22 protein-coding genes are annotated in these 24,565 nt (G+C 54.5%); 14 read left to right on the top strand and 8 right to left on the bottom strand.

Annotated elements, in window-relative coordinates; genetic code table 11:
* Nucleotides 1-99: 99 nt before the first annotated feature.
* Nucleotides 100-1,641, bottom strand: a complete 1,542-nt coding sequence (locus NB069_RS11005) for a DHA2 family efflux MFS transporter permease subunit (RefSeq protein ID WP_250589380.1) — start codon at nt 1,639-1,641, stop codon at nt 100-102.
* Nucleotides 1,642-1,651: 10 nt separating this feature from the next.
* A complete protein-coding gene (locus NB069_RS11000; protein WP_250589379.1) occupies nt 1,652-2,668 on the bottom strand; it encodes an HlyD family secretion protein in 1,017 nt (338 codons plus the stop codon).
* Nucleotides 2,669-3,207: 539 nt separating this feature from the next.
* Between NB069_RS11000 and NB069_RS10995 the strand changes: the two genes are divergently transcribed.
* The 5 genes from NB069_RS10995 to NB069_RS10975 all read left to right on the top strand — a co-directional run bounded on the left by NB069_RS10995 (nt 3,208) and on the right by NB069_RS10975 (nt 8,815).
* The gene (locus NB069_RS10995) at nt 3,208-3,735 is read left to right on the top strand and encodes a fimbrial protein (RefSeq protein ID WP_250589378.1); all 528 of its coding nucleotides are present in this window, start codon (nt 3,208-3,210) and stop codon (nt 3,733-3,735) included.
* Between the two features lie 44 nt (nt 3,736-3,779).
* The gene (locus NB069_RS10990; RefSeq protein ID WP_250589377.1) at nt 3,780-4,463 is read left to right on the top strand and encodes a fimbria/pilus periplasmic chaperone; all 684 of its coding nucleotides are present in this window, start codon (nt 3,780-3,782) and stop codon (nt 4,461-4,463) included.
* 40 nt (nt 4,464-4,503) lie between these two features.
* Complete coding sequence (locus NB069_RS10985) at nt 4,504-7,083, top strand: fimbria/pilus outer membrane usher protein (protein WP_250589376.1); 2,580 nt, start codon at nt 4,504-4,506, stop codon at nt 7,081-7,083.
* A gap of 77 nt (nt 7,084-7,160) precedes the next feature.
* A complete protein-coding gene (locus NB069_RS10980) occupies nt 7,161-7,655 on the top strand; it encodes a fimbrial protein (RefSeq protein WP_250589375.1) in 495 nt (164 codons plus the stop codon).
* A 23-nt stretch (nt 7,656-7,678) separates the two neighbouring features.
* Complete coding sequence (locus tag NB069_RS10975) at nt 7,679-8,815, top strand: type 1 fimbrial protein (RefSeq protein WP_250589374.1); 1,137 nt, start codon at nt 7,679-7,681, stop codon at nt 8,813-8,815.
* Between the two features lie 337 nt (nt 8,816-9,152).
* On the opposite strand, the gene NB069_RS10970 is transcribed toward NB069_RS10975, so the two are convergent.
* Complete coding sequence (locus NB069_RS10970) at nt 9,153-10,211, bottom strand: YncE family protein (protein ID WP_250589373.1); 1,059 nt, start codon at nt 10,209-10,211, stop codon at nt 9,153-9,155.
* Nucleotides 10,212-10,373: 162 nt separating this feature from the next.
* Here NB069_RS10970 and fhuE point away from each other — a divergent pair, with 162 nt between their 5' ends.
* Complete coding sequence (gene fhuE, locus NB069_RS10965; protein ID WP_250589372.1) at nt 10,374-12,542, top strand: ferric-rhodotorulic acid/ferric-coprogen receptor FhuE; 2,169 nt, start codon at nt 10,374-10,376, stop codon at nt 12,540-12,542.
* A 107-nt stretch (nt 12,543-12,649) separates the two neighbouring features.
* Here fhuE and NB069_RS10960 read toward each other — a convergent pair whose 3' ends face one another.
* The 3 genes from NB069_RS10960 to NB069_RS10950 all read right to left on the bottom strand — a co-directional run bounded on the left by NB069_RS10960 (nt 12,650) and on the right by NB069_RS10950 (nt 14,170).
* A complete protein-coding gene (locus tag NB069_RS10960) occupies nt 12,650-12,967 on the bottom strand; it encodes a YebG family protein (RefSeq protein WP_250589371.1) in 318 nt (105 codons plus the stop codon).
* 97 nt (nt 12,968-13,064) lie between these two features.
* On the bottom strand, nt 13,065-13,541 hold the full coding sequence (locus tag NB069_RS10955; protein ID WP_250589370.1) for a DUF1348 family protein: 477 nt from the start codon (nt 13,539-13,541) through the stop codon (nt 13,065-13,067).
* A 62-nt stretch (nt 13,542-13,603) separates the two neighbouring features.
* Nucleotides 13,604-14,170, bottom strand: a complete 567-nt coding sequence (locus NB069_RS10950; RefSeq protein WP_250589369.1) for a TetR/AcrR family transcriptional regulator — start codon at nt 14,168-14,170, stop codon at nt 13,604-13,606.
* Between the two features lie 232 nt (nt 14,171-14,402).
* Between NB069_RS10950 and mdcA the strand changes: the two genes are divergently transcribed.
* From mdcA to mdcH, 8 genes are all read left to right on the top strand, one after another.
* Nucleotides 14,403-16,058 carry a malonate decarboxylase subunit alpha gene (mdcA, locus tag NB069_RS10945; protein WP_138368937.1) on the top strand — a complete coding sequence of 552 codons (1,656 nt, stop codon included), beginning with the start codon at nt 14,403-14,405 and terminating at the stop codon, nt 16,056-16,058.
* A complete protein-coding gene (locus NB069_RS10940; protein WP_250589368.1) occupies nt 16,058-16,918 on the top strand; it encodes a triphosphoribosyl-dephospho-CoA synthase in 861 nt (286 codons plus the stop codon). Before mdcA ends, NB069_RS10940 begins: the two co-directional genes overlap by 1 nt.
* 10 nt (nt 16,919-16,928) lie before the next feature.
* A complete protein-coding gene (mdcC, locus tag NB069_RS10935; RefSeq protein ID WP_250589367.1) occupies nt 16,929-17,228 on the top strand; it encodes a malonate decarboxylase acyl carrier protein in 300 nt (99 codons plus the stop codon).
* Nucleotides 17,221-18,054 (top strand): biotin-independent malonate decarboxylase subunit beta, encoded by an 834-nt coding sequence (locus NB069_RS10930; RefSeq protein ID WP_250589366.1) that lies wholly within the window; start codon nt 17,221-17,223, stop codon nt 18,052-18,054. The genes mdcC and NB069_RS10930 overlap by 8 nt, the downstream gene beginning before the upstream one ends.
* Complete coding sequence (gene mdcE / locus NB069_RS10925) at nt 18,054-18,854, top strand: biotin-independent malonate decarboxylase subunit gamma (RefSeq protein WP_250589495.1); 801 nt, start codon at nt 18,054-18,056, stop codon at nt 18,852-18,854. The genes NB069_RS10930 and mdcE overlap by 1 nt, the downstream gene beginning before the upstream one ends.
* Before the next feature lie 136 nt (nt 18,855-18,990).
* Entirely contained in the window at nt 18,991-19,950 is a 960-nt protein-coding gene (locus NB069_RS10920; RefSeq protein WP_250589365.1) for an AEC family transporter, read from the top strand.
* A gap of 1 nt (nt 19,951) precedes the next feature.
* Nucleotides 19,952-20,572: a malonate decarboxylase holo-ACP synthase gene (locus NB069_RS10915; RefSeq protein WP_250589364.1), complete on the top strand. Its 621-nt coding sequence runs from the start codon at nt 19,952-19,954 to the stop codon at nt 20,570-20,572.
* Nucleotides 20,569-21,477 carry a malonate decarboxylase subunit epsilon gene (gene mdcH, locus NB069_RS10910; protein WP_250589363.1) on the top strand — a complete coding sequence of 303 codons (909 nt, stop codon included), beginning with the start codon at nt 20,569-20,571 and terminating at the stop codon, nt 21,475-21,477. The genes NB069_RS10915 and mdcH overlap by 4 nt, the downstream gene beginning before the upstream one ends.
* Here the strand turns inward: mdcH and NB069_RS10905 are convergent.
* Together NB069_RS10905 and NB069_RS10900 are read right to left on the bottom strand one after the other, a co-directional pair.
* The gene (locus NB069_RS10905) at nt 21,474-22,400 is read right to left on the bottom strand and encodes a LysR family transcriptional regulator (RefSeq protein WP_250589362.1); all 927 of its coding nucleotides are present in this window, start codon (nt 22,398-22,400) and stop codon (nt 21,474-21,476) included. The genes mdcH and NB069_RS10905 overlap by 4 nt on opposite strands.
* A 117-nt stretch (nt 22,401-22,517) precedes the next feature.
* Entirely contained in the window at nt 22,518-24,494 is a 1,977-nt protein-coding gene (locus NB069_RS10900) for an alkyl/aryl-sulfatase (RefSeq protein ID WP_250589361.1), read from the bottom strand.
* Nucleotides 24,495-24,565: the final 71 nt, after the last annotated feature.

Below are 24,565 nucleotides of genomic sequence, written 5' to 3'. Positions count from 1 at the left end.
ATAATAAACAGCGGGAATGCTAACAAACTCACCGTTCAGACCTAACCGAAAATTGATTTAAAAATAAATTTTGCTCAGCAGAACAGGCCGGGAAACATATTATTCGAGAATCGGCTCTTCGACCCGGATCGGTTTAGAAAACAGCAGCACTAGCGGTAACAGCACTAAGCATAAGAACATCATCAGGCGAAAGTCCTGATAATAGGCAAGCACTGTCGCCTGGCGCGTCACTTCCCCGTTAATCGCCATTAACCCAGGTGCGTTATGCAGGCTGTAGGCGCCATGGTGAATATTCTCATGCAGGGCCTTATTAAAGGGATTAATAAATTCTGCAAAAATGCTGTGATTACGCTGGCTCTGCTGCGCTAAATAGGTGGTCACCGCAGAGATGCCAATACTGCTCCCGATATTACGAATCAACGAATAGAGAGAGGTCCCTTCGGTACGATATTGCGGCGCCAGCGTTGAGAAGGTGAGGGTGGAGAGCGGCACGAACGTTAGCCCCATACCAATACCTTGCACCACGCCGCTACTGATAATATCCCATTGACTCATCCACATACTGAAATGCGTCATCTGCCAGAGTGAAATAGCCATGATCACCACGCCTGCGGCAATGACATAGCGCAAATCCACTTTACCGGCGATACGCCCGACGAGCATCATGCTGAACATGGTGCCGAACCCGCGTGGCGTCATCAGCAGACCGACATCAATCACTGGATAGTGCATAAAACCCTGTAACAGCGGCGGCATCAGCGCCATGGTTGCCAGCAGAATGGTCCCCATACCAAAACTGAACAGCAGTCCGACGACGAAATTTTTATCGCGGAAAATCCCGGGCTCAATAAAGGGTTTTTTCGAGGTAAAGATATGCGCGATAAACAGGTACAGTGCCGTGCCCGCGAGAGCCGCTTCGATAATGATTTCCCCGCTTGAGAACCACTCTTTAGACTCACCGCGGTCGAGGAATAGCTGCAAGCTGCCAATCGCCACGCTGAGAAAAAAGAACCCCAGCAGGTCAAATTTACGTCGGTTGTCGATCGCCGTTTCGTTGACGAAGGTGGTGATCCCAAGCCAGGCGAGCACACCAAACGGAATGTTGATATAGAACACCCAGCGCCAGCTGTAGTACTCGGTTAGCCATCCCCCCAGCGAGGGCCCAAGAATGGGGCCTATCATTACGCCCATACCCCACATCGCCATGGCTGAACCATGTTTTTCTTTCGGCCAGGCATCAAGCATCACCGACTGCGACAGCGGCACCAGGCTTGCGCCAAAAATTCCCTGTACCAGACGGAAAAGGACAATCTGATCGATAGACTGCGCCGCGCCGCAGAGCATAGAGGCGAGGGTGAAACCGACCACGGACCAGGTAAACAGACGCTTGCGCCCAACACGGGCAGAAACGAACCCGGTCAGGGGCATGGTGATGGCGGCCGCCACAATGTAAGAGGTGAGTACCCAGGAGGTTTGATCCTGGGTGGCGCCCATTGCACCCTGCATGTGCGGCAGTGCCACATTCGCAATGGTGGTATCCAGCGCCTGCATGATTGTCGCCAGCATTACCGAGAAGGTAATCAACATGCGGTGATCGGCACTTTTCTTTTGCGGCAGCGGCGCTGCGATGACATCAGACATAAGCCCCTCCTCAGGAAGCGCTACCGGCATCAGCCTGGGTATTAATTTTGATGGTGGCGCTCAGACCAGCCCGAAGCTGCGGCTTGTTCGATTCGGTTTGCAGACGGATACGCACCGGTACACGTTGCGTAACTTTCACCCAGTTACCGGTGGCGTTCTCCGCGGGGATCACGGCGTATTCCGCGCCTGTTGCCGGGCTGATGCTGCTGACTTTACCGTGCCAGGTGACGCCGGGTGCATAGTCGACGTTGATATCAGCAAGCTGGTTATCGCGAATATGGGCCAGATCTTTTTCGGTAAAGTTAGCTTCGACATAGAGATTACTGTCCGAAACCAACAGCATTGCCGTGGTACCGCTCTGCACAAATTCCCCGGCTTGCAGGACTTTTGTTATGCTGCCGGAGGAGGGGGCGTATTCATTCACATGGGAAAGGTTGTTTTTCGCCGTATTTAGTTCAGCCAGGGCTTTTTTATAACGCGGATGTTGCTCAACTGGCGTGGCAATATCGCCGCCAAAGCTGTCAGCCACTTCCTGCAGCTGTTTTTGCAGCATATTCACTTCGAGCTTCATTAATAAGACTTTCTGGTGAGCGCCATCCAGATCGGAGGCGGATACATATCCCGGACCGTTCAGTCTGTGCAAACGTCCTTCTTCACGCTGTGCAAAGGCGAGCTGACTTTTTGACACCGCAATATTGGCAAGTTTGCTCTGGTATTGTGATTTGATGGTGTTTAGCGCGATGACAGTATCATTGAGTTCTGATTTGGCCTGCGACACGGCCAGCTCATAAGGTTTGGGATCGACGCTGAACAGTAGATCGCCTTTATTGACGTGCTGATTTTCTTTTACCGCCACGTTAATAACACGTCCGGAAACTTCCGCACCGATCGCGGTTTTGTCGGCTTTTACGTAAGCATTATCGGTCTCAACATAACGACCACTGTTCAAATATAACCAGCCGCCAGACGCGACGCCAAGAGCAGGAATGGCCAGCAATAAAACTAAACGTAACTTTTTAATAGTCATATCAGATCTCTTATTTGAGGTGATACCCGAGGCAGAAAAACAGCGCGATGCAGCAGGTCGACGCGCTGAGGTATCGTTGATTTATTGATGAGATCAATATAATAAGCGCGCTTATAGTAAACTAAGCAGACAGTGCTATTCGATGTTTAAAAATAAATTTTCGAAAGATGTTGTTAGCCCGCGTAGTGAGTTCACCATCATCAGGTTACAAAAAGTTAATGCGACCATCTTTATACTTATTGGCTATGTCTGTTGTTCTCATTGGCTTAAATATGTCGTTCTTAATATGCTTCAGCTATATCGCCTGCTGAGCGAACTCTGAAAAAATAGCGCGGATGCTACCAAAATGGACCGTTTGGCTATAGTAAGAATTTATCTAAATTTAAATTACTTTAATTTACCAAAGTTCGTAACTTTCTTGTAACCTTATTCCCGGTTTGATGATGTCACTTACGGATATTACAAATCATATTCCTGCCAGCGTGTCTCGAGCAGGAAAAATAATGAAGATGTTTATTATTTTATTGGGATTTCAAAGAATGAAACTGACAAAAATTGGCGCGGCGCTTATTTTGACCTTTTGTGGCGCAAGCACGGCGATGGCTTCTAACACTATAACGTTTAATGGAACCGTGCTGGATCAGGGTTGTGATATTGCCGTTGACGGCGGCACGGCGAATGCGACCGTAGACCTGGGCTCAACGGCGGCAACCGATCTCGCTGTGAAAGGCGACCTTGGTGCGCCAAAGCAGTTCGTTTTCGATCTGAATAACTGCCCAACCGACACGACGGCCAATATTGTCTTCTCCGGCCAGGTCGATCCGGACGCGGCAGACCCATCCTACTTTGCCAATACCGCGGGGCTGGGCGCTGCAACCAACGTAGCCGTACAGCTGAAGCAGGGCGGTACTAACGGCACCATCGTTGAAAACAACGCGGATAACGATCCGATTACGTTCACCGATGGCTCGGCGAGCCAGACCTATACCGCACAGATGATTGCCACCGGGCAGGCGGTCTCTGGTGATGTTAACGCTGTTGTCACCTATAACGTCCGCTATAACTGATCCCGCAGGAGGGGTAACCCTCCTTTTCCGTATGTGAGTGCATTATGAAACCCATCGCAGCTGCGATCCTTTGCGTGGCCAGCGCCGCCAGCCTGAACGCGTCCGCCAGTATCGTTACCGGAAGTACGCGTGTTATTTTTGACGGCTCTCGCAAGGCCGCCTCGTTATCCGTTGAAAACTCTGACAAAGTCACCAACCTGGTACAGTCGTGGATTAGCCCGGCCGAGGGCAGTTCGCTGAAAAAAGAAAACATGATTATCACGCCACCGCTGTTTCGTCTTGAAGCCGGAAAAAAGGCGTCGATTCGTATTGTGCGTTCAGGTCTGCCCGTTCCGGAAGATCGCGAATCGCTGTTATGGCTAAACGTAAAAGGTATTCCCGCCACGGACGGCAGCGAAGGTAAAAATACAATGCAGATTGCCATCAATTCGAAAATTAAGCTGATTTATCGCCCGGCTGCGCTAAGGGGACAGACACCGGAGTCGGGCGCGGAAAAGCTTAAATGGTACATGGCAACGTCTGCCCTTGTGGTCAATAACCCTACACCGTTTTATATGAACTTTTCGCGTATTGAAGTTAATCATCATGCGCTAAAGGGACAATATTTTGTGGCGCCATTCTCCACGCTGAATATTTCTGAAGGCAATATGCCGCCGCATGGTGAAGTCACCTGGTCGCTTATCAATGACTACGGCGTAAAAGGTCAGGACAAAGTCTCTTCATATTGATATCGGCACGGTAAGTATCTCGCAGGGATACAGGGTCATAATGGAAAAAAATAAACCTACCTACGTCCTTACTTTAGGACTCGGGCTTAGCATTGTTTTTAGCTCCCTCAGTGCCAGCGCTCAGGAACATTTCAACCCTCATCTTCTGGAAACGGAAGGCACTGAAGCACCGAAAATGGATCTTAGTCTGTTTGCCAAAGATCAGGTACCGCCCGGAGATTACAACGTTGATATTTACCTCAACGGCAGTCTGGTAGACAGCAAAACCCTCTCTTTTCGTCCATTGAAAAGCGCCTCGTCGTCAGAAAGCGTGGGGGCCTGCCTCAGCGTGACCCAGCTTAAAGCCTGGAACGTGCGGGTAGATAATTACTTCAGCGAGCTGGACAAAACCAGCGAATGCGTTGATCTGTACACTATTCCCGGCGCGGACGAAAAAATCGATTTGGCCCGGCAGCGTTTTGACCTGAATCTTCCTCAGATAGCGTTATTCAACACCGCGAGAGGGTATGTTTCGCCGGAACGCTGGGATGAAGGTATTAATGCCGGATTGCTGAACTACAGCGTTTCTGGCCAGCAGGATCTTCATCATCGCAACGGTACGGACAGCAGCAGTCAGTTCGTGAGCCTGCAGCCGGGCGTTAATATCGGCGCATGGCGCTTTCGTAACTATTCTACCTGGACCCATTCCGAATCTGAGAATAACTGGGATTCCGTGTATACGTACGCCTCGCGAAATATCAAATCCCTGAAAAGCCAGCTGCTACTTGGTCAAAGCACTACCCGCGGCGGCATATTTGATAGCGTCGGTTTCACCGGTATACAGATGTATTCGGACAACGATATGAAGCCGGACAGTCTGCAGGGCTTCGCTCCGACGATCCGCGGGATTGCGCGTAGCAATGCTGAGGTCACGGTGTATCAGAACGGCCACAGCATCTATAAAGCCACTGTTCCGCCGGGGCCGTTCGAATTCAGCGATATGTATCCGACCGGAAGCTCCGGCGATCTGCAGGTCGTCATTAAAGAGTCCGACGGATCCCAGAGTAGCTTTATCGTGCCTTACGCTACGCTGCCCGTGTTGCAACGAGAAGGTCAGGTTGAGTATGGCCTGGTGGCGGGCAAAACACGTCAGGACGGTTCAGGCTCGCGAGCGGAAGATTTTAACTTTATTCAGGGCTCGGCAGCCTGGGGCGTGGGGAAAGGCGTAACGATATACGGAGGCTATATTCAGGCGGAGAATAAATACGCCAACCTGATCGCCGGAACCGGTTTTAACCTTGGTAGCGCCGGGGCGCTCTCCCTGGATGTTTCCCGGTCATGGGCGGATATCCCGCAGCCGGACAACATGCGTCAGCAGGAACACCATAACGGACAGTCGTATCGGGTGCGTTACAGCAAGACGCTCCAGCAGACCAACACCGATATTGCCGTCGCCGGCTATAAATTCTCTACCCGCGGTTATCTGTCGTTCCAGGATTTTCTCAATGACTGGGATCCGGGTAATAGCGCCGTTGATAATGGCCGGGAGCGAAACCGCTTTGACGTGACGGTCTCCCAGACGCTGCCTGTCGGCACGCTGTCCCTCACCATGTATGACGCCTCGTACTGGAACAGCGAACATGCGGACTCCGTAAACCTTGGCTTCAGCAGTACGCTGGGGCCGGTATCATATTCGTTCAACTATGCCCACACGAAAAACGTGAACGGTAGCTACAGCAACGATTCTGACTACGAAGACGATAACGTCTTCTCGCTTAATCTGAGCGTACCGTTCAGCGCTTTCAGCCACAGCGAGGCGGCTCGTTCAATTTCGGCGAATTATTCGATGAACAGCAGTAAAAACGGTGACACCACGCATAACGTGGGGGTATCCGGTACCGCATTGCAGGATAATCAGCTCAACTGGCAGGTCTCCGAAGGGTACAACGCCGATTCCGAAGCCACCAACGGCAACGTCACCGTCGGCTATCAAAGCACCTATGCCGATATGTCTGCGGGCTATAGCTACGACGACTATAGCCGCCGTCTGAACTACAGCCTGCGCGGAGGCATGGTTATGCATAGCGACGGCATCACCCTGGCGCGACAACTCAACGATAGCGTGGCGCTGGTTGAAACCCCGGGAGTTTCCGACATGCCGGTTAGCGGGCAGACCAACGTCCATACCGACCGCTTCGGTAACGCAATTGTGCCGTATGTGCGTCCATACCACAGTACCCTGATATCTCTTAACACGGTGGATGCTGGCGAAACGTCCGCTGCCATCGATAACGTCGCCAAAACGGTGGTACCGACCAAAGGGGCGGTGGTGCGCGTGAAGTACAACACCTGGATCGGCAGTAAGGCGATGATGACGCTGATCTATAAGGATAAACCAGTGCCGTTCGGCGCAATAGTGACGCAGACCAGCGAGGATTCGGATGACACCCGCAGCAGTATCGTCGGCGACGGCGGTGAGGCGTATCTGGTTGGCCTCGCAGAGAGAGGGCGCTTAACGGTCAAATGGGGCGAGGGGAGAGATAAACATTGTTACGTCGATTACTCGCTGGCTGGGGCTAAGACGCAGGCCGATATTCAGTTTATCAACGGGGTTTGCCATCCCGAAACGGGAGAACGCTAATGTCACGATTTGTTCAACGTCTCAGCCTCGGCGCGGGAATAGCGGGCGGTCTATTCATAGTGGGAATATCGTCAGCAATGGCATTAACCGACCACAACGACATTCCGTTCCGCGTCACCGGAAACATCGTAGAGGGATCGTGCAGCGTTACCAAACCGGAGGCGGTCGATCTGGGGAAGTATTACTGGAAAGATTTTGCCGTCGCGGGCGGGAATACGGGAAACGTGCCGGTAACCATCGCGTTTGACAGTTGCACCCCTGGCTTGAGTCAGGCAACGGTGACCTTTACAGGCGCACCTTACGCGGAAGACCCGGCTTATGCTTCGGTCATCTATGCCAACCAGGTGGCGGCAGAGGCGGGCGGCGCGACGGATGTCGGTTTGCAGCTGTTTATCCGCGACCGGGAACATCCCATCAGCGGCATCGCGCTGGGTAACGGCATAAGTTATCCGGTCACGCTTGAAAATCAAACCGGCGAAATGACGTTCACCGCCCGTATGTATACCCCCCATGGCACTCCGGGACCGGGGGCGTTCAGCAGCGCGGTTACGCTGAATGTCGTTTATAACTGAGCATTAATCAGCAGGCAGAACTTATGTCAACGTATTTTTATTATTTCGTGTTACTGCTGGGGATAATTCCGCAGCTCGGCTATGCGGCCTGTAATCGTGATAACGGGGACGATGTTTCCATCACGACGATCCCATTACCCTCTAAGCTACTGGTCAGTGCTAAAAATTACACATCTGGCGAGGTGCTGTACGATTCCGGCTATATCAGCGGGACGGACGGAGACGTCACGATTAAAAACTGTAGCCGGGATTATTACGTCGGCTTTCACTATAACCCGACTAATTTAGCCTCGGCTTCACCCGTAGGGGATAATATTTATCCCACCACGATCCCCGGAATCGGTATAAAGACTTATACGATTAATCAGGCCGGACCTTATGATAATGAACGCCCCATTGATAACTCGTGGCAGTCCGGCGATGGCGGGAGCAGCCATACGCTGGCTGGCTCAGCCTACCGCGTACAGCTGATTGCGACGGGAGGCGCCATCCCGAGCGGTAGCCTTGCGCTCGAGAGTGGCAAACTGGCAACGGTAGAATTTCGTGAGGGGCAAAGCAGTTCAGATAACGGCGATAACGCTTCAGAAGTCTTTCTTTCCAATACCCGGATCGAAGTCTATGCGATGGGATGTTCGGCCTCCGTTTCTTCTCTGCTGTTTACTATGGGCGACGTGGATGCCTCGGTATTTGATAATAATAAAGTGGTGGAAGGACCTGAGCAGGATGTGGGGCTAACCTGTCAACCGGGCACTAACGTCACGATGACCATAAACGGGACGCCTGCGCAGGGAGATAACGCCAGCGGTGCCGCGATCGCCCTGGATCAGGCTGAATCGGGTACCACGGCAACCGGCGTGGGTGTGATAATTTCAGCCTATGAACCCGCACTACAGGCATTTACTCAGTGGCCCCTGGGGCAGGCGGTGACGGCTTTCGGTTCGAACCGGGTAAAAGCGGCGTCACAAGGGAGCGGTCTTGCCGCCGACGGAACAGCGCTGGCAGATATCGGTTCCGCAACTGCCTATGGCGATCCGGCAAATGAAGGCGGTGCAGGCGAATCTGAAACCTTGCGATTTAAAGCGTGGTATTACAAAACTGATGACGTTGTCACACCAGGGCAAGCCAATGCGTCTGGGACTATCACGCTCAAATATAATTGATGCTGTATTTCATATCAGGGTAAGTGCTGCGGTGTATTTTTTTAACACCCAGCGTTACCCGATGGGTTCAAATCCATTACTGGCGATTTCAACACGGCGTAAACAGCAAGGCAGAGACGAGCGGGGTATAGCCATAGTCGCTTTAGAAACGGCAGGAGGGGTTAGGTTAATGCATTGACCAATCTGAATATCGCATTTAACATAATATACATTATGCGCACTAACATCAGGCAATGAGGATTGTAGTCAGATTGACGTATGTTACCTCAGTTTGGTTGCCTTACTATTCCTGTCGAAATCCCTGAATACAGCCATCCCTCACAGGATGGCTGACTTTTTAATTTAATGAAATACGAACCACACTATCCGGACCTTTCGTCGTGTTGTCGTCATTAAAGTCCTGCTTCACCGTTACGTATAATGTTTTACCGTCCGGTGTTACCAGCAGACTGTTGGGATGGCTGGTGAACGTCCAGCTGTTTTTCACAGCATAGCTATTGGCGTCCAGCTGAAGCACCTTCTTTGACTCACGCTGGCTGATGTAAATTTCGTTACGCTTAGCGTTAAACTTTATTCCCAGCGCATCACCATCAAGACGCTTGATGACCTTACCGCTGCGCTCATCGAATACCAGCGTGGTTTTGGCTTTTGAATCATCGGTCACGAACAGGCGCCCGGTGGCCGGATCTTCTGCCATGTTCAGGAACAAGTACTCTTTTTTATCTCCCGGCGTCCAGCGCTGTTCGATTTTATGCGTGCCCGGGTTAATCACCAGAATTTCACCGCCGCCGTTGGCGGCATAGATGCGATGGGTCAACGGCGAATAGATAATCCCCGTCACCCATTTTCCGGCATTCTCGATTCGGGCTTTTAGCTTCATGGTGCTGGCGTCGACAACTGAAATAAAGCCTGGATCGGCAACGCCGCCGATGAACAGTAGTCCCTTGTGGAAGAGAATTTCTCGCGCGCCAACCGGGTCGCCATCCTTATCTCTGCCTTCAAACATCAGGCGTTGCAGCACCTTGCCGCTTTGCACGTCCACTTTCGATACCCCGCCATCGAGAGTATTGGTGGTGTAGTAGACCTTGCCATTATCGTCCGCCGCCATGCCGAAGTTTTTCAGGTCGGTATGGGTTTCACCCTGCGTGGCAAGCGTTGTGGGGTCCAGCTTATAGAGCACCCCGCCGTTGACGTCTTTGAAACCCTGCGCGCTTGCGACGTAAAGCGCGTTTGCCGTTGGGGAGTAAACCATCTCATACAGACCATCAGCGAGTTCTCGCTGCTTGAGCGCAGCTGAATCAGGGGTAGCTGCTGACGCCGTTGCGCTCAGGGCTAACGCTGCGGTAAGAACGCTGAAGCTCCATGTTTTTTCCTTTACCCATTGAAATTTATTCATTTTTTGTTCCTGTTATAGGCGCAATACGCTGATTTTATAAATATACATTTATTTACATTTAACTTACAAAATAACCTGCGCATAATAAAGCAAATAATTATCATTGGCATTCTTATTTGAAAGAGTGATTCGCAAAAACAACAACAACTGACAGGTAACAAGATGATTTTTAAAGGCAGGGCTAACCGCGCGAAAGCGCCCACAGGGTTAAGTCATACCCCCTTCTCTCTTTCACTGCTTGCGCTGACAATGTCCGCCGTCATGCACCCGGCACAGGCGGAGGAAAATGCTAAAGAACAAGAGATGGTGGTCTACGGCGACGGGAACGGGAGCGCCGACTCGCAGCAGGATTACGCGGTGAAAACCACGCGTTCAGGCACCAAAATGCTGCTGACACCGCGCGACGTGCCCCAGTCCGTAAGTATCGTGACGCGCCAGCGCATGCAGGATCAAGACCTGCAAACCATCGACCAGGTATTAACCAATGCCACCGGCGTTTCGTCGCAGCAGGCCGATAGCGAGCGTTCCAGCTACTTTTCCCGCGGTTTTGAAATCACAAATTTCGCTTACGATGATATCCCCACATCAATGGGCGACGCGTGGAACTTTGGCGACGCGCAGGAAGATACCGCTATTTACGATCGTATCGAGATTGTGCGCGGCGCAAACGGCCTGATGACCGGCGCTGGCGATCCGGGAGCAACGGTGAACATGGTGCGTAAACGTGCCGACAGTAAAACCCTCAGGGGCAACGTCAGCGCAAGCTATGGAAGCTGGAACAAACAGCGCTATGTGGGTGACATCTCTGCGCCGCTCAATTCTGAAGGCAGCCTGCGCGGGCGCGTAGTGGCGGGTTATCAGGATCAGGACAGCTGGCTCGACAGATATGGCAAGCGCAAGAAACTTCTCTATGGCGCCATTGAAGGCGACTTAACGGAACATACGACGGCCTCGCTGGGCTGGGATTATCAGCAAACAAACACCGCCAACCCTACCTGGGGCGGATTACCCAGCCTGTACAGTAACGGCAGCCGCACCCACTACGATCGCAACGTCAATACCTCGGCGGACTGGACAGGCTACACCGTTGAGTCGCGTAAAGTTTTCGCCAACCTCACCCACAGCTGGGAAAATGGTTGGTCGGTTCGTTTCAACGGAACCCACGGCGAGCAAACGTTTAACGACACCCTGCTCTATGTGATGGGCAACCCGGACGCCAGCACCGGCGAAGGCGCGTCAGGCTGGGGAAGTAAGGATCGCGGCAAGCGCACCCTGGACTCCTTTGATACCTACGCCAGCGGGCCTTTTGAACTGCTCGGGCGTCAACATCAGCTGATGGCCGGGGCCAGTTATAGCCGCCAGCACAATGCTACCTTCAGTAAAGACGGGCCGTTAGACAGCGATCAGATCGGCATTTTTAACAATAACTGGGACGGCAGCGTGGCCGAACCTGCGTGGGGCGACTGGTATCAAAATGCGGATGATATCGTGCGGCAAAAATCGGCGTATACGGCGGCACGCCTGTCGCTGGCGGATCCGTTGTCGCTGATTATTGGCGCACGCTATACCCAGTACAGCTCAGACGGCAGCAGTGGCGATATGCGTAAATACAACACCACGCCTTACGGCGGGTTGGTCTATGACATCAACGATAGCCTTTCCGCTTACGCCAGCTATACCTCGATTTTCGCCCCACAAACCAAACGCACAAAAGATGGCGCATGGCTCTCCCCCGTCACCGGCAAAAACTATGAAACCGGTCTGAAAGCAGACTGGATGGATGGTCGCCTGACCACCAACGTTGCCCTGTTCCGCATCGAACAGGAGAACGCGGCAGAGGCGATCAGCGGGGAATTTGTGAACGGATCCAGCGAACAGGCCTATCGTGCAACCAAAGGCGCGGTGAGCAAAGGGGCTGAATTTGAGGTCAACGGTGCCGTTACCGACAATCTGCAGCTCACCTTTAGCGCGACCCGCTACGTGGCCCGTGATTCAGACGGCCGCTTCAACAGCTTCGCGCCGCAGACGCAGCTTAAACTGTTCAGCCGCTACCGCGTTCCGGTGGTTCCGGATCTGACCGTAGGCGGCGGCGTGAACTGGCAGAATCGGGTGTACAAAGATGTTACCGGCCCGGACGGCGAGACCCAGCGACTCTATCAGGGCAGCTATCCCCTCGTTGATTTGTTCGCGCAGTATCAGCTGACGAAACAGCTGGCGGTGCAGGCAAACGTCCGTAATCTGTTCGACCGGGAATATTACTCGTATCTTGATGACTCCGCCGTCTATGGCGAACCGCGCAGTGTCTCGGTAAGCATGAGCTACACATTCTGATGAAATTACGGACAATATCTTGTTGATGTGGCCATAACTGACGTAAAAAAAGCCGCAAGCAGTTTCCCGCTTGCGGCTTTAGACTCAGTGATGATGTGTTCTGGCAATCAGGCAGCTTTAACAGCCCTGATTTTCTTACCGCCCTCAGCATCTGACTCGGGTTTATCTGTTGCCGTTGCGGCATTGAGATCGGGAAGCTTGCTGGTACGCAGAATATGCTGCACGGCCTCTTTCTGCTCGGCGAGATAGAGCCCAAGATTTTCAGCCTGCGTCTCATCCATCTGCATTTCGCTCTGCAACAGCCAGTCGGTGAAGGCTTCTGCCAGGTCGAGCAGTTTGTCGTGAGCGTCAGCCTCTTTCTTACTGGCAAATGTCATTTTCTCTTCACCTTTTCTTACGACCACATATTTTGTTTCAACAGCCATTCTGCACCCCCTATACTGTGTATACATACAGTATAGCAGTTACTGGCGCATGTTGCAGCCCTAATGTGCTTGCAGAAGTACGGTAAAGAGGATGTTCTTAAAGACCCAAATCACTCAGCCCCGGATGATCGTCCGGACGGCGGCCCAGTGGCCAGTGGAACTTGCGCTCGCTTTCCTTGATAGGCATGTCATTGATACACGCGAAACGGCGCTGCATCAGCCCATCCTCCCCGAACTCCCAGTTCTCGTTGCCGTAGGAACGGAACCAGTTACCTGAATCGTCGTGCCACTCGTAGGCATAACGGACGGCAATACGGTTATCGCCAAACGCCCATAACTCCTTGATAAGACGGTACTCAAGCTCCTTTTTCCACTTGCGCTCCAGGAATCCTTTAGCTTCTTCGCGATTATTGGCAAATTCGGCGCGGTTACGCCATTTGGTATCCAGAGAGTAAGCCAGCGAGACCTTTTCAGCGTCGCGGCTGTTCCAGCCATCTTCAGCAAGCCTGACCTTTTCAATCGCGGATTCACGGGTAAACGGAGGAAGTGGCGGACGGTTCTGTGCATCAGACATGGTGGAGCCTCCAGTAACATTGGATATTTCAGTGGGTTTTTATTTCTGGCATACAGATCTTTTTATGCGACCTGTTTCAGTAATAGCCGGGCAATATCTCTGGCATCATCGGCAGCGCGATAATCACCCATAACACGGGACAGGGTGATGGCGCCCTCAATCAGTAAAAGTAACTGCCTCGCCAGGGTTGAAGCGTGTTCACTATTCAGTTGCCCGGTCAGTTCGAGGGCATAATCCAGTATTTTCTGTTTATGCAGTCTGGCGATCTGGCGCACCGGATCGGCACTGTCCCCTACTTCTCCCGCCGTATTGATGAAGGCGCAGCCGCGATAGCCCTCTGACTCAAACCACGCTTTCAGCACGGTGAACATATTCAGGATGCGCTCCTGCGGCGTATCCGCTTTGTCGCACTCGCTTCTGAACCATTCCATCCAGCGAATATCGCGCGCGTTCAGCGCCGCAGCCGCCACTTCGTCTTTGTTGGCGAAATAGCGATAGATACTTTTTCGGGCCACGCCAGACGTCTTCACCAGAAGATCCATGCCGGTGGCATGAATACCGTTCTCATAGATGAGCTGTTCCGCGGTGGCGAGAATTTTTTCTCGGGTAGGTGTCGTGTTTTTGTTCATGTCTTAATGGTAGAACGATCGTTCTACCTGTTCAAGTTAAATCTTTTCACCCTGTCCGGTAGTCCATACTTAACCATCCTGCTTTGATCGCCACCTCATAATGTCACACGCAATCATTACTCTCAGGCTAACAATCTGTCTCTTTGCTTAATTGATGCACTACTCCTTACGGAGCAGACTTAATGCAGCATAAGTTCAGGCAAAAATGATTCGCTGAATCAGGAGGTTAAAAATGAATGCTGGCCAAAGTCCGGCCCGGAACTGGAACACGCGTCGCAGCGAAAAAGCCCGGCGCGTCGCCTCTCTTCCGTTACAGGGTAAAGTCATCCCCACCGACGACCTGGTGGATGCCCTGGAAAAACTGATTGCACCCGGCGACCGTGTGGTGCTGGAAGGGAATAACCAAAAGCAGGCCGATTTCCTCTCCCGCAAGCTTGCAGAAGTCAGCCCGGCAAAAATTCACGACCTGCATATGATCATGCCAAGCGTAGGTCGTAGCGAGCATCTGGATATCTTCGAAAAAGGTATCGCCCGCAAGCTCGATTTCTCTTTCTCTGGCCCGCAAAGTCTGCGTATTTCGCAGCTGTTGCAGGACGGCCAGCTCGAAATCGGGGCTATTCACACCTACATCGAACTCTACTCCCGCCTGTATGTCGATCTCTGCCCGAATGTGGCTTTGATTGCCGGTTACAAAGCCGACCGCAAAGGCAATCTCTACACCGGGCCAAGTACCGAAGATACCCCGGCACTGGTAGAAGCCGCAGCCTTCCGCGATGGGATTGTTATCGCCCAGGTTAATGAAATCGTCGATGATGAATGCGACCTGCCCCGCGTCGATATCCCGGGGTCGTGGATTGATTACGTCGTCGTCGCCGATAAGCCGTTCTTTATCGAGCCGCTGTTCACCCGCGATCCGCGTCTGATCAAGCAGGAACATATCCTGATGGCGATGATGGCCATTAAGGGCATCTACGCCGAGCATCAGGTCCAGTCCCTGAACCACGGTATCGGCTTTAACACCGCCGCAATCGAACTGCTGCTGCCAACGTACGGCGAACAGCTGGGTCTGAAAGGCAAAATCTGTAAGCACTGGACGCTGAATCCGCACCCAACGCTGATCCCGGCGATTGAAAGTGGCTGGGTGGAGAGTGTGCACTGCTTTGGCGGCGAACTGGGGATGGAGGAGTACATCCGTGCCCGTCCGGACATTTTCTTTACCGGTGCCGACGGTTCCATGCGCTCCAACCGCGCGTTCTGCCAGCTGGCAGGCCAGTACGCGGTGGATATGTTTATTGGCTCGACGCTGCAGGTTGATGGCCTGGCTAACTCCTCAACCGTGACCCGGGGTCGCCTCTCCGGCTTCGGCGGTGCGCCGAATATGGGGCACGATCCTCACGGTCGCCGTCACGCCACCCCGGCCTGGCTGAACATGATTACCGAGCCCGATCCGATGCAGCGCGGTAAAAAACTGGTCGTACAGATGGTCGAAACCTTCCAGGCGGGGGTTAAGCCAACGTTTGTCGAACAGCTGGATGCGGTTGAGGTGGCAAAATCCTCTGGCATGCCGCTGGCACCGGTCATGATCTATGGCGACGACGTGACGCACGTTCTGACCGAAGAAGGTATCGCCTATCTGTATCGCGCAAACAGCATTGAAGAGCGCCGCGCCATGGTTGCTGCCGTAGCGGGGATCACCGATATCGGTCTGGGCGTTGATGCGAAACGCGTGGCGGAGCTGCGTAAGAGCGGCAAAGTGGTCTATCCGGAAGACATGGGCATTCGTCGTTCTGAAGCCACCCGTTCCCTGCTGGCAGCCAGCAGCGTCGCGGATCTGGTTGAGTGGTCCGACGGTCTGTACAACCCACCTGCGAAATTCCGGAGCTGGTAATGAAACTCCTGTCACAGACTCAGTCAGAGGGTCAGGCGCAGCGGCTGGCGACGATTGCCCGCGACTGCCTGATCGACGAAGCGCGGTTAAGCCCGAAACCGGGTCTGGTAGACAGCCGGGGAAACGGGGCGCATCAGGATTTGTCCCTGGATCTGATGGAGCGCTCGGCGCACAGCCTGACCCCGACGTTTCTGCAGCTGGCCCAACAGAGCTGGCAGCGTCCTGCCGACATCGCCCTGCGCGAAACCGTGGGTCGTCTTGGACGTGAAGGCGAACGGCAGATGATGATCGCCACCGGAGGGGTCAATACCCATCGCGGCGCTATCTGGGCGCTCGGCCTGTTGGTCAGCGCATCAGCCATGCTGAACGGTAACGCCAGCGCGCAGCAGATTGCGGATACCGCCGCCCTCCTCGCCCGCCTGCCCGATAACGCGGCGCCGAAACTTTTCAGTAAAGGGCTGAAAGCGACCCATCAGTATCGGGTGCCCGGCGCGCGTGAAGAGGCGCAGCAGGCGTTTCCCCACGTGATGAGGCTGGCGCTGCCGCAGTTATTGCACAGCCGGGCAAAGGGTGCGAGCGAAAGCGAAGCCCGCATTGACGCGCTGATGGCGATCATGACCTCGCTCAGCGATACCTGCGTGCTTTCGCGTGCCGGCATGCCGGGACTGGAAACCATGCAGCGTGGCGCCCGGGCCGTCCTTGCTACGGGCGGCTGTGCAACCGCGAAAGGCCGTCAGGCGCTGGCTCGTCTGGATTCGCAGATGCTGGCCCTGAACGCGTCCCCCGGTGGGGCCGCCGATCTACTCGCCGCCACACTGTTTCTCGACAGGGTTTGCCAGCCCGCGTCTTGCTCATTTTAAAGAGGATGTTATGGAACACATTACATTGTCATTTCCTGCCAGCCGTACCCTGAACGGCAAAGCGCTGGCAGGCGTTGTTGGCTCCGGTGATATGGAAGTCCTGTTCACCGCCGCCGCTGGAGATGCCCTCAGCATCGATATCACCACCTCCGTGGATAACAGCATCAGCCGCTGGAACGCGCTGTTCGATCGCCTGAATCTGACCAACGGTCTGCCCGCGGGCAAGCTGGTGATCCACGATTTCGGCGCCACCCCTGGCGTGGCGCGCATTCGTATCGAACAGGTATTTGAAGAGGTGAGCCATGCGTAACGATCGCAGCTTTATTGAACTGCGCGCCCGTGAGCGTGCCCACGCGCTGCTGGATGAAGGCAGCTACCGCGAACTGCTCGATCCGTTCGAAGGCATTATGTCTCCGTGGCTTGCGCCGCAGGGCGTGGTCCCGCAGTCCGACGACGGCATGGTGGTTGCTCGCGGCACCATCAAGGGTCAGTCCGCTGTTGTCATTGCTATCGAAGGGACCTTCCAGGGCGGCAGCATGGGCGAAGTGTCTGGCGCCAAAATGGCGGCGGCGCTGGAGCTGGCAGCCGAAGACAACCGCAACGGCATTCCGACGCAGGCTGTGCTGAGCCTGGAGACCGGCGGCGTGCGCTTACAGGAAGCCAATCTCGGCCTGGCGGCCATCGCGGATATCCACGCCGCGATTGTCGATCTGCGTCGCTATACCCCGGTCGTTGGCATTATCACCGGCACCGTCGGCTGCTTCGGCGGGATGTCTATCGCCGCGGCGCTGTGCAGCTACCTGATCGTAACGCGCGAAGCGCGTCTTGGCCTGAACGGCCCGCAGGTTATCGAACAGGAAGCCGGCATTGAAGAGTACGACTCCCGCGACCGTCCGTTTATCTGGAGCATGACCGGGGGCGAAATCCGTTACGAAAGCGGTTTGGTGGACGCCCTGGTGGGCGACGGCGTCAACGCGGTGAAAACCGCCATGAACGACGCCATCGCCAAAGGCGTTCCGGCTCAGCACCGCAGCGATAAATATGCCGATTTCCTGGCTCGCCTGGCGAATTTCGATACGCGTCAGCAGGCCGATACCGCGCAAATTAAACAGCTTTTCGCCGGGGAGGTGAAATGATGACTCAGTCCAACAACCGCGCCGCCATCTGGCTGGAAAAACTGGCCCCGAACGCCCCACGCATGAGCGGCCTGTGCCCTTCTGTTCAGGTGGCCGATGCGCCGCTGAACGGCGAAAACGTCCGCTTTATCGCTGTCGTACCCGACGCCAACAACCATTACCCACGCGCGGCGAAAGGCGAAGTGGGCCTGCTCGAAGGCTGGACGCTGGCCAAAGTGGTTAATGAAACCATCGATGCTGATGCCAGCAAGGATGTGAAACGCCCGATTGTGGCTGTGATCGACGTACCCAGCCAGGCCTATGGCCGCCGTGAGGAAGCGTTCGGGATCCATCAGGCGCTGGCAGGTGCGGCTGGCGCTTATGCCAAAGCGCGTCTGGCGGGCCATCCGGTGATCGGTCTTATCGTCGGAAAAGCGATGTCCGGCGCGTTTCTGGCCCACGGTTATCAGGCGAACCGCCTGATCGCCATCAACGATAAAGGCGTGCTGGTGCATGCGATGGGGAAAGAGTCCGCCGCACGTATTACGCTGCGTACCGTTGATGCCCTGGAAAAACTGGCGGCCACCATTCCGCCAATGGCTTATGACGTCAGCAACTACGCCACGCTGGGCCTGCTGTCGGATCTGCTGACCCTCAGTAATCCGGATGCCCCCTCCGATGCAGACCTGGCCACGGTAGAGATCACCGTGCAAAAAGCCATTGCCGATGCACGTAAAGATCCCAGCCTCCAGAACCGCCTCGGCGCGGAAAATCGCCGTAGCTCCGCTCTGGTGCGTGAGAAAATGCGCGCCACCTGGTAACGAGCAGTAAAACGTACGTAAAAAAAGACCTGCCGAAAGCGGTCTCCGTCGGGCGCAACATAGCGCCCACGGTCAGCTCGCTTTTAGAAAATTATAACCATCGCGTCAGTGTTAATTTTTTATCTACAGGTGATCTATGACTTATGTAATTGTTCATGCCCTCGCGCCGATTTTTATCATCATGCTGCTTGGCTTCTGGGCCGGTAAAGCCAAAATGGTCGACAACAAGAACGTGTCGCTCCTGAATATTTTCGTAATGGATTTTGCCCTGCCCGCCGCGCTGTTCAGCGCCACCGTGCAGACCCCCTGGGCGGGGATTGTTGCCCAGTCTCCGCTGATTGTGGTGCTGACGGGGGCAATGTGGATCACCTATGCGGCGATCTATTTTACCGCCACCAGCATCTTTAAAAAGTCACCGCAGGATGCCGCCGTGCTGACGCTGACGGTGGCACTGCCAAACTATGCCGCCCTGGGTCTGCCGATTCTTGGCAGCGTGCTGGGTGAAAGTTCTGCCACCTCGCTGTCGGTGGCGGTCTCTATCGCCTGTGGTTCGGTACTGATGACGCCGTTCTGCCTGCTGATCCTTGAGCGCGAGAAAGCGCGGGCCGCGGGCGAAAACAGCGGTTCTACCCTTGCGATGTTGCCGGTACTGATGTGGCGTTCACTGAAAAAACCTATCGTCATGGGCCCGCTGCTGGGGGTGATCCTGTCCGCTATCGGCATCAAAATGCCGGATCTGCTGCTGGCGGCGATTAAGCCTCTGGGCCTCTCAGCAACCGCGGCGGCGCTGTTCCTGACCGGTGTGATCCTCTCGGCCCGCAAGCTGAAGCTGAACGCAATGGTTGGGATCGCGACGGTCACCAAACTGCTGATCCAGCCGTTTATCGCCTGGGGCATCGTTATGGCCTTTGGTCTGCATGGCTCCGTGGCTATCACCGCGATCCTGATGATTGCGCTGTCTGCCGGTTTCTTTGGCGTGGTGTTCGGTAACCGCTTCGGGGTGCAGTCACCGGATGCAGAAGCCGTGCTGCTGTTAAGCTCCGTTCTGTGTATCCTGTCGTTACCGCTGTTTATCACATTAACTTCAGGTCTTTAATATGACATTCACACCGCGCCCTCACGACTTGCTGTGGCTGAAAAGCCGCGATGCTCTCCTTAATATTCAGGAGGCATGGGTAGCAAACCAGTGGCATACCGGCTTGCCCGTTGTGGTCCGGCGCGATGTGAATGCGCAGCAGGAGATTCCGGTTGGCGTGCGCGGCATGAGGCGCGAGCAACGCGCCGCGGGATGGGTGAAAGCTGATCGTGTTTCCCGGGTGATGTCACCGGAAACGCTGGCCGAACGCGAACGCCTCCTGCACTCGCCTTTTGTTTCTCAGCCGCCTGTGCAGGCGGCTATTCTGCTTACCTCTTTCGCATGGCCCTGGCACTGGGGCGTTACCGGCAGTACGGCCTATGCGCTGGCAACAGAAATTCCGGTGCTGCATGCCGAAAGCGATCTCGATTTGCTTATCCGCGCCCCGCAGCCGATATCTGACGATGAATTGCGTCAGTGGCAGTCCCGGATCGATAAATTGCCCTGCCGCGCCGATACTCAGGTAGAGACGCCCTTTGGCGCTTTTGCGCTGAATGAATGGCTACGCGAAGGACGGGTTCTGCTAAAAACGGCCACCGGTCCGCAACTGACCGCCACGCCGTGGCACAGGGAGTCAGAATGAAAATCCTCTTTACCTTTCCAGGCCAGGGCACGCAACGCGCTGGCATGCTGCAGCATATCCCCGATCGTGACGCCATTCTCAACGAGGTGAGCGCCGTTCTGGGGGATGAAACGCACCGGCTGGACAGCGTAGCGTCACTGGAACATACCCGCGCGGTTCAACTCTGCTTATTGATAGCCGGTGTCGCCTGGGCCAGAGAGTTAATCGCCCACAACGTCAAACCGGATATGGTCTGCGGCCTCTCCATTGGGGCTTACCCTGCAGCGGTCATTGCGGGCGCACTCGATTTTCAGAATGCGCTTCGTCTGGTGGCGCTGCGAGGCGATCTGATGGAGCAGGCATTTCCGCAGGGTTACGGCCTGACGGCCATTGTGGGTTTGCAGCTGTCGCAGCTGGAAAAACTGATGGCGGGCAGCGAGACGTACATCGCTAACCTGAATGCGGAAACGCAGATTGTGATTGCCGGTCGCGATGAAGAGATGAAGAAGGTCGCGCAAAAAGCGCTGGATGCGGGAGCCAGTAAGGCCACCCGGCTGGCCGTCAGCGTCCCTTCCCACTGCGCATTGCTGGATGCGCCCGCAGAAAAGCTCGCGAACGCCTTTCAATCCGTGACGTTGTCACGTCCTCAGTGTGCTTATCTGAGCGGTTCGACGGCGCGGGTGCTGTGGGAACCGCAAAAAATCGCCGACGATTTGGCCTTTAATATGGCCCGCACCGTGCAGTGGCAGGATGCGATGGTCTCAGCCAACCAGCGTGACGCGCGACTGGCGATCGAAATGCCGCCGGGCAGCGTCCTGACAGGTCTGACCCACCTCGCAGGCTGGCAGGGCGAGGCAATTTGCCGGGAACGTAACAGCCCTGAAGTGGCGCAGCATCTGATGAAGCGCCTTAACCGTCAGAATTAACCCGCCAACCCGCGGGCGTACATTCGCCCTTCTGCCGCGAGCGCCAGCAGATCCTGGTCCCGCTCGCGGTGATGCATATAGACAATCGAAATCAGCTGGCGCATCTGATAGGGTTCTGCCAGCTTTAAAAGCTGAACGTCATTCTCGTAGACTTTTTTCATCCGCCCGGGGATAAGCGAAAAGCCCACGCCCGCCTGCACCAGACTGATCATCGAGAAAATGTCGTTAACGCGGGTGACGATTTCCGGCTCAAATCCGGCAATATTAAACGCTTCCTGGAAACCGGCGTAGGTGGCGAAGCCTTCAGCCAGCGACACAAACTTCCGATCCGCATAGTCCCGTAAATCTGCCGTTTGCGTGGCGTTGAGCTTTTCACTTCCCGGCGCGGCGAGAAAGATATCGTCATGAAACAGTGGCACAACGTCGAATTTTGAACCGGCAAATTCACCCTCATTGGTGGAAATCAGAATCGCGTCCAGCGCATCGTCCTCCAGCATATCCAGCAGCATCTGGTTAGAGCCCATGGTTAAATCCAGCTCCAGCGAAGGCCGACGCAGCTTCATGCCCATGATGATTTTTGGCACCGTTTCCAGCGTCAGGGAGTAAAGCGTGCCGATACGCAAGCGCCCCCGCCCGACGCCTGCCACTTTGCGGGTCTCTTCCAGCCCCTTACTCATCAGGCTAATAACGTCCTGACAGTACTCAAGCAGCGTCCAGGCGGCAGGCAGCGGCAGCAGGTTACGGCCCTTATGGACAAACAGCGGGCAGCCCACGCCCTCTTCCAGCGTATGCAATGCCCGGTGAACGCTGACGCTACTGAACCCTAAGGCCTCGGCGGTACGGGCGATATTACCTTTACTCATAAACATCATAAAAACGCTGAGCTTACGGAAGGTAATGTCCTGATGGATATCGTCTTTCATCGCGGTCCGGTGTTATCTCTTGCCAGGCAGAGAGTATACCTGCTTCGCAGGGAGATGACTTATCAAACGAAAAAAGCTGCCCTGAGGCAGCTTTACTGAGCACAATCGCACAATCACTTACGGCGTAACAATGTTGAACCAGAATTCAAATTTGTCCATGTAGCCAAGCATTTCATCAAGCTTCGCGCTGTTACCGGCAATCTTCACGTCACCCTTATCTTCAGCCTGCTTAAGGGTTTCCTCTTTCAGAAGGATTTTATTCAGGACGGCGCGATCCAGCGTTATAGAGGCATCAGCATCTTTCGCCTCTGCGTTCGCGGTATGGTTCAGCACGCCATTTTCCAGTTCCAGCTTGTACTTGCCGCCGTCTTTTCCAAGATCGACATTAAACACTGCTTTCGCCTTACCCGCTTTCTCGCCGTTGAGATGTACCGCCAGATAGTCAAAGAACATTTCAGGGGTCATCGCACGTACGGTATCCGGGCTGGCGGTATTCGGGGTTGGCCCTTTCATCACGCCATTACGCAATTCCTGCGCGCCGGTGAGGTAGAAGTTACGCCACGGGCCGGATTCCGCCTGATAGCCCAGCTGCTCCAGGGCATCGGCCTCGAGGTTGCGGGCATCTTTGTTCTCAGGATCGGCAAAGACGATTTTGCTGGTCACCTGCGCCACCCAGCGATAATTACCCTGCTGGTAGTCGGCTTTTGCTTTCTGCATGATGGCATCGGCACCGCCCATATATTCAACGAATTTCTTCGCAGCCTGTTCCGGCGGCAGCTCGTCAAGGGTCGCCGGGTTGCCATCAAACCAGCCGAGGTAATAGACGTAGGTTGCCTTGACGTCATGGCTGACAGAACCATAATAGCCGCGGCTGGACCACTGTTTCTCCAGCGACGCCGGCAGCTTAAAGTTGGCGGCGATTTCGTCGCGGGTCAGGCCTTCGTTGGCCATACGCAGGGTCTGGTCGTTGATGTAACGGTACATGTCACGCTGACCTTTCATCAGCTTGACGATATTGTCATTACCCCAGGTTGGCCAGTGGTGCTGGGCGATAATGACTTCCGCGTCGCCGCCCCAGCGCTCGATAGCATCGTTAATGTATTTAGACCACGCGAGCGGGTCGCGGATCTTGGCCCCGCGCAGAGAATAGGTGTTGTGCAGGGTGTGGGTAACATCCTCCGCAGCCTCGATCATCTTTTTCTCTTTAACGTACCAGAGCATCTCTGACGGCGCTTCTGAACCTGGCGCCATCATAAAGTCATAGGTTAAGCCGTCGATCACTTCCTGCTGCCCGGTATGGGTAATGTAGTTGGTCGGCTGGATCAGCGTCACGGTACCCGCAGACGTAGTGGTCCCCAGACCCGCGCCGACCTGCCCTTTGGCATCCGGCTTCAGCAGGTTACCGTACATATAGCTGGCACGGCGGCTCATGGCGGTACCGGCCATAATGTTCTCGGATACCGCTTCCTTCATGAAGCCTGCTGGCGCGTAGAGTTTCACCTTGCCCGACTTAACATCAGCCTCGTCGACCACACCGCGAATACCACCGTAGTGATCAACATGGCTGTGGGTGAACAGAACGGCGACAACCGGCTTTTTACCGCGATTAGCAAAGTAGAGATCCAGCCCTTCTTTGGCAGGCTCGGCACTCAGCAGCGGATCGATAATGGTAATGCCTTTCTCACCTTCGACGATGGTCATGTTGGAGAGGTCGAGATTGCGGATCTGGTATACGCCGTCGGTCACTTTAAACAGGCCGCCGACGTTAATTAACTGAGACTGACGCCACAGGCTCGGGTTAACGGTATCCGGAGCTTTCACGCCCTCTTTCACAAAATCATATTTTGCAGGGTTCCAGATAACATTCCCTTGCGGGCCTTTGAGCATGGTCTGCGGCAGCGGGGCGATAAAGCCTTTATGCACGTTTTCAAAGTCAGTTTTATCGTCGAACGGCAGTTTATTGTACAGCGCGTTATTCGCCTGCCGGGTAGCTGGCGTAGCATCCAGGGGCAGCATCTCAGCAAATACAGAAACTGAAAGTGAAGTTAAAACACCCGCCAGCGCCAGTTGTTTAGCAATCTTATTTAATTTCATTGAACGGCCTCTTCGATTATTTGTACCGCCATGCAGGTATTGCGGCGGATAATAGAGTGCGGACTCATTGA

Source organism: Leclercia adecarboxylata (assembly GCF_023639785.1).
Taxonomy (GTDB): Bacteria; Pseudomonadota; Gammaproteobacteria; order Enterobacterales; family Enterobacteriaceae; genus Enterobacter; species Enterobacter adecarboxylatus_D.
The sequence above is the reverse complement of the archived record's forward strand: the minus strand, read 5'-3'. Positions and strand labels throughout refer to the sequence as shown.

Bases quoted from the DNA above. Each gene is read 5' to 3' on its own strand.
- NB069_RS11005 (WP_250589380.1), bottom strand. From the start codon at position 1,641: ATGTCTGATGTCATCGCAGCGCCGCTGCCGCAAAAGAAAAGTGCCGAT.
- NB069_RS11000 (WP_250589379.1), bottom strand. From the start codon at position 2,668: ATGACTATTAAAAAGTTACGTTTAGTTTTATTGCTGGCCATTCCTGCT.
- NB069_RS10930 (WP_250589366.1), top strand. From the start codon at position 17,221: ATGCGTAACGATCGCAGCTTTATTGAACTGCGCGCCCGTGAGCGTGCC.
- mdcC (WP_250589367.1), top strand. From the start codon at position 16,929: ATGGAACACATTACATTGTCATTTCCTGCCAGCCGTACCCTGAACGGC.
- NB069_RS10920 (WP_250589365.1), top strand. From the start codon at position 18,991: ATGACTTATGTAATTGTTCATGCCCTCGCGCCGATTTTTATCATCATG.
- NB069_RS10970 (WP_250589373.1), bottom strand. From the start codon at position 10,211: ATGAATAAATTTCAATGGGTAAAGGAAAAAACATGGAGCTTCAGCGTT.
- mdcA (WP_138368937.1), top strand. From the start codon at position 14,403: ATGAATGCTGGCCAAAGTCCGGCCCGGAACTGGAACACGCGTCGCAGC.
- NB069_RS10950 (WP_250589369.1), bottom strand. From the start codon at position 14,170: ATGAACAAAAACACGACACCTACCCGAGAAAAAATTCTCGCCACCGCG.
- NB069_RS10955 (WP_250589370.1), bottom strand. From the start codon at position 13,541: ATGTCTGATGCACAGAACCGTCCGCCACTTCCTCCGTTTACCCGTGAA.
- NB069_RS10900 (WP_250589361.1), bottom strand. From the start codon at position 24,494: ATGAAATTAAATAAGATTGCTAAACAACTGGCGCTGGCGGGTGTTTTA.
- NB069_RS10975 (WP_250589374.1), top strand. From the start codon at position 7,679: ATGTCAACGTATTTTTATTATTTCGTGTTACTGCTGGGGATAATTCCG.
- NB069_RS10905 (WP_250589362.1), bottom strand. From the start codon at position 22,400: ATGAAAGACGATATCCATCAGGACATTACCTTCCGTAAGCTCAGCGTT.
- NB069_RS10990 (WP_250589377.1), top strand. From the start codon at position 3,780: ATGAAACCCATCGCAGCTGCGATCCTTTGCGTGGCCAGCGCCGCCAGC.
- NB069_RS10985 (WP_250589376.1), top strand. From the start codon at position 4,504: ATGGAAAAAAATAAACCTACCTACGTCCTTACTTTAGGACTCGGGCTT.
- mdcH (WP_250589363.1), top strand. From the start codon at position 20,569: ATGAAAATCCTCTTTACCTTTCCAGGCCAGGGCACGCAACGCGCTGGC.
- NB069_RS10980 (WP_250589375.1), top strand. From the start codon at position 7,161: ATGGCATTAACCGACCACAACGACATTCCGTTCCGCGTCACCGGAAAC.
- fhuE (WP_250589372.1), top strand. From the start codon at position 10,374: ATGATTTTTAAAGGCAGGGCTAACCGCGCGAAAGCGCCCACAGGGTTA.
- NB069_RS10960 (WP_250589371.1), bottom strand. From the start codon at position 12,967: ATGGCTGTTGAAACAAAATATGTGGTCGTAAGAAAAGGTGAAGAGAAA.
- NB069_RS10940 (WP_250589368.1), top strand. From the start codon at position 16,058: ATGAAACTCCTGTCACAGACTCAGTCAGAGGGTCAGGCGCAGCGGCTG.
- NB069_RS10915 (WP_250589364.1), top strand. From the start codon at position 19,952: ATGACATTCACACCGCGCCCTCACGACTTGCTGTGGCTGAAAAGCCGC.
- NB069_RS10995 (WP_250589378.1), top strand. From the start codon at position 3,208: ATGAAACTGACAAAAATTGGCGCGGCGCTTATTTTGACCTTTTGTGGC.
- mdcE (WP_250589495.1), top strand. From the start codon at position 18,054: ATGACTCAGTCCAACAACCGCGCCGCCATCTGGCTGGAAAAACTGGCC.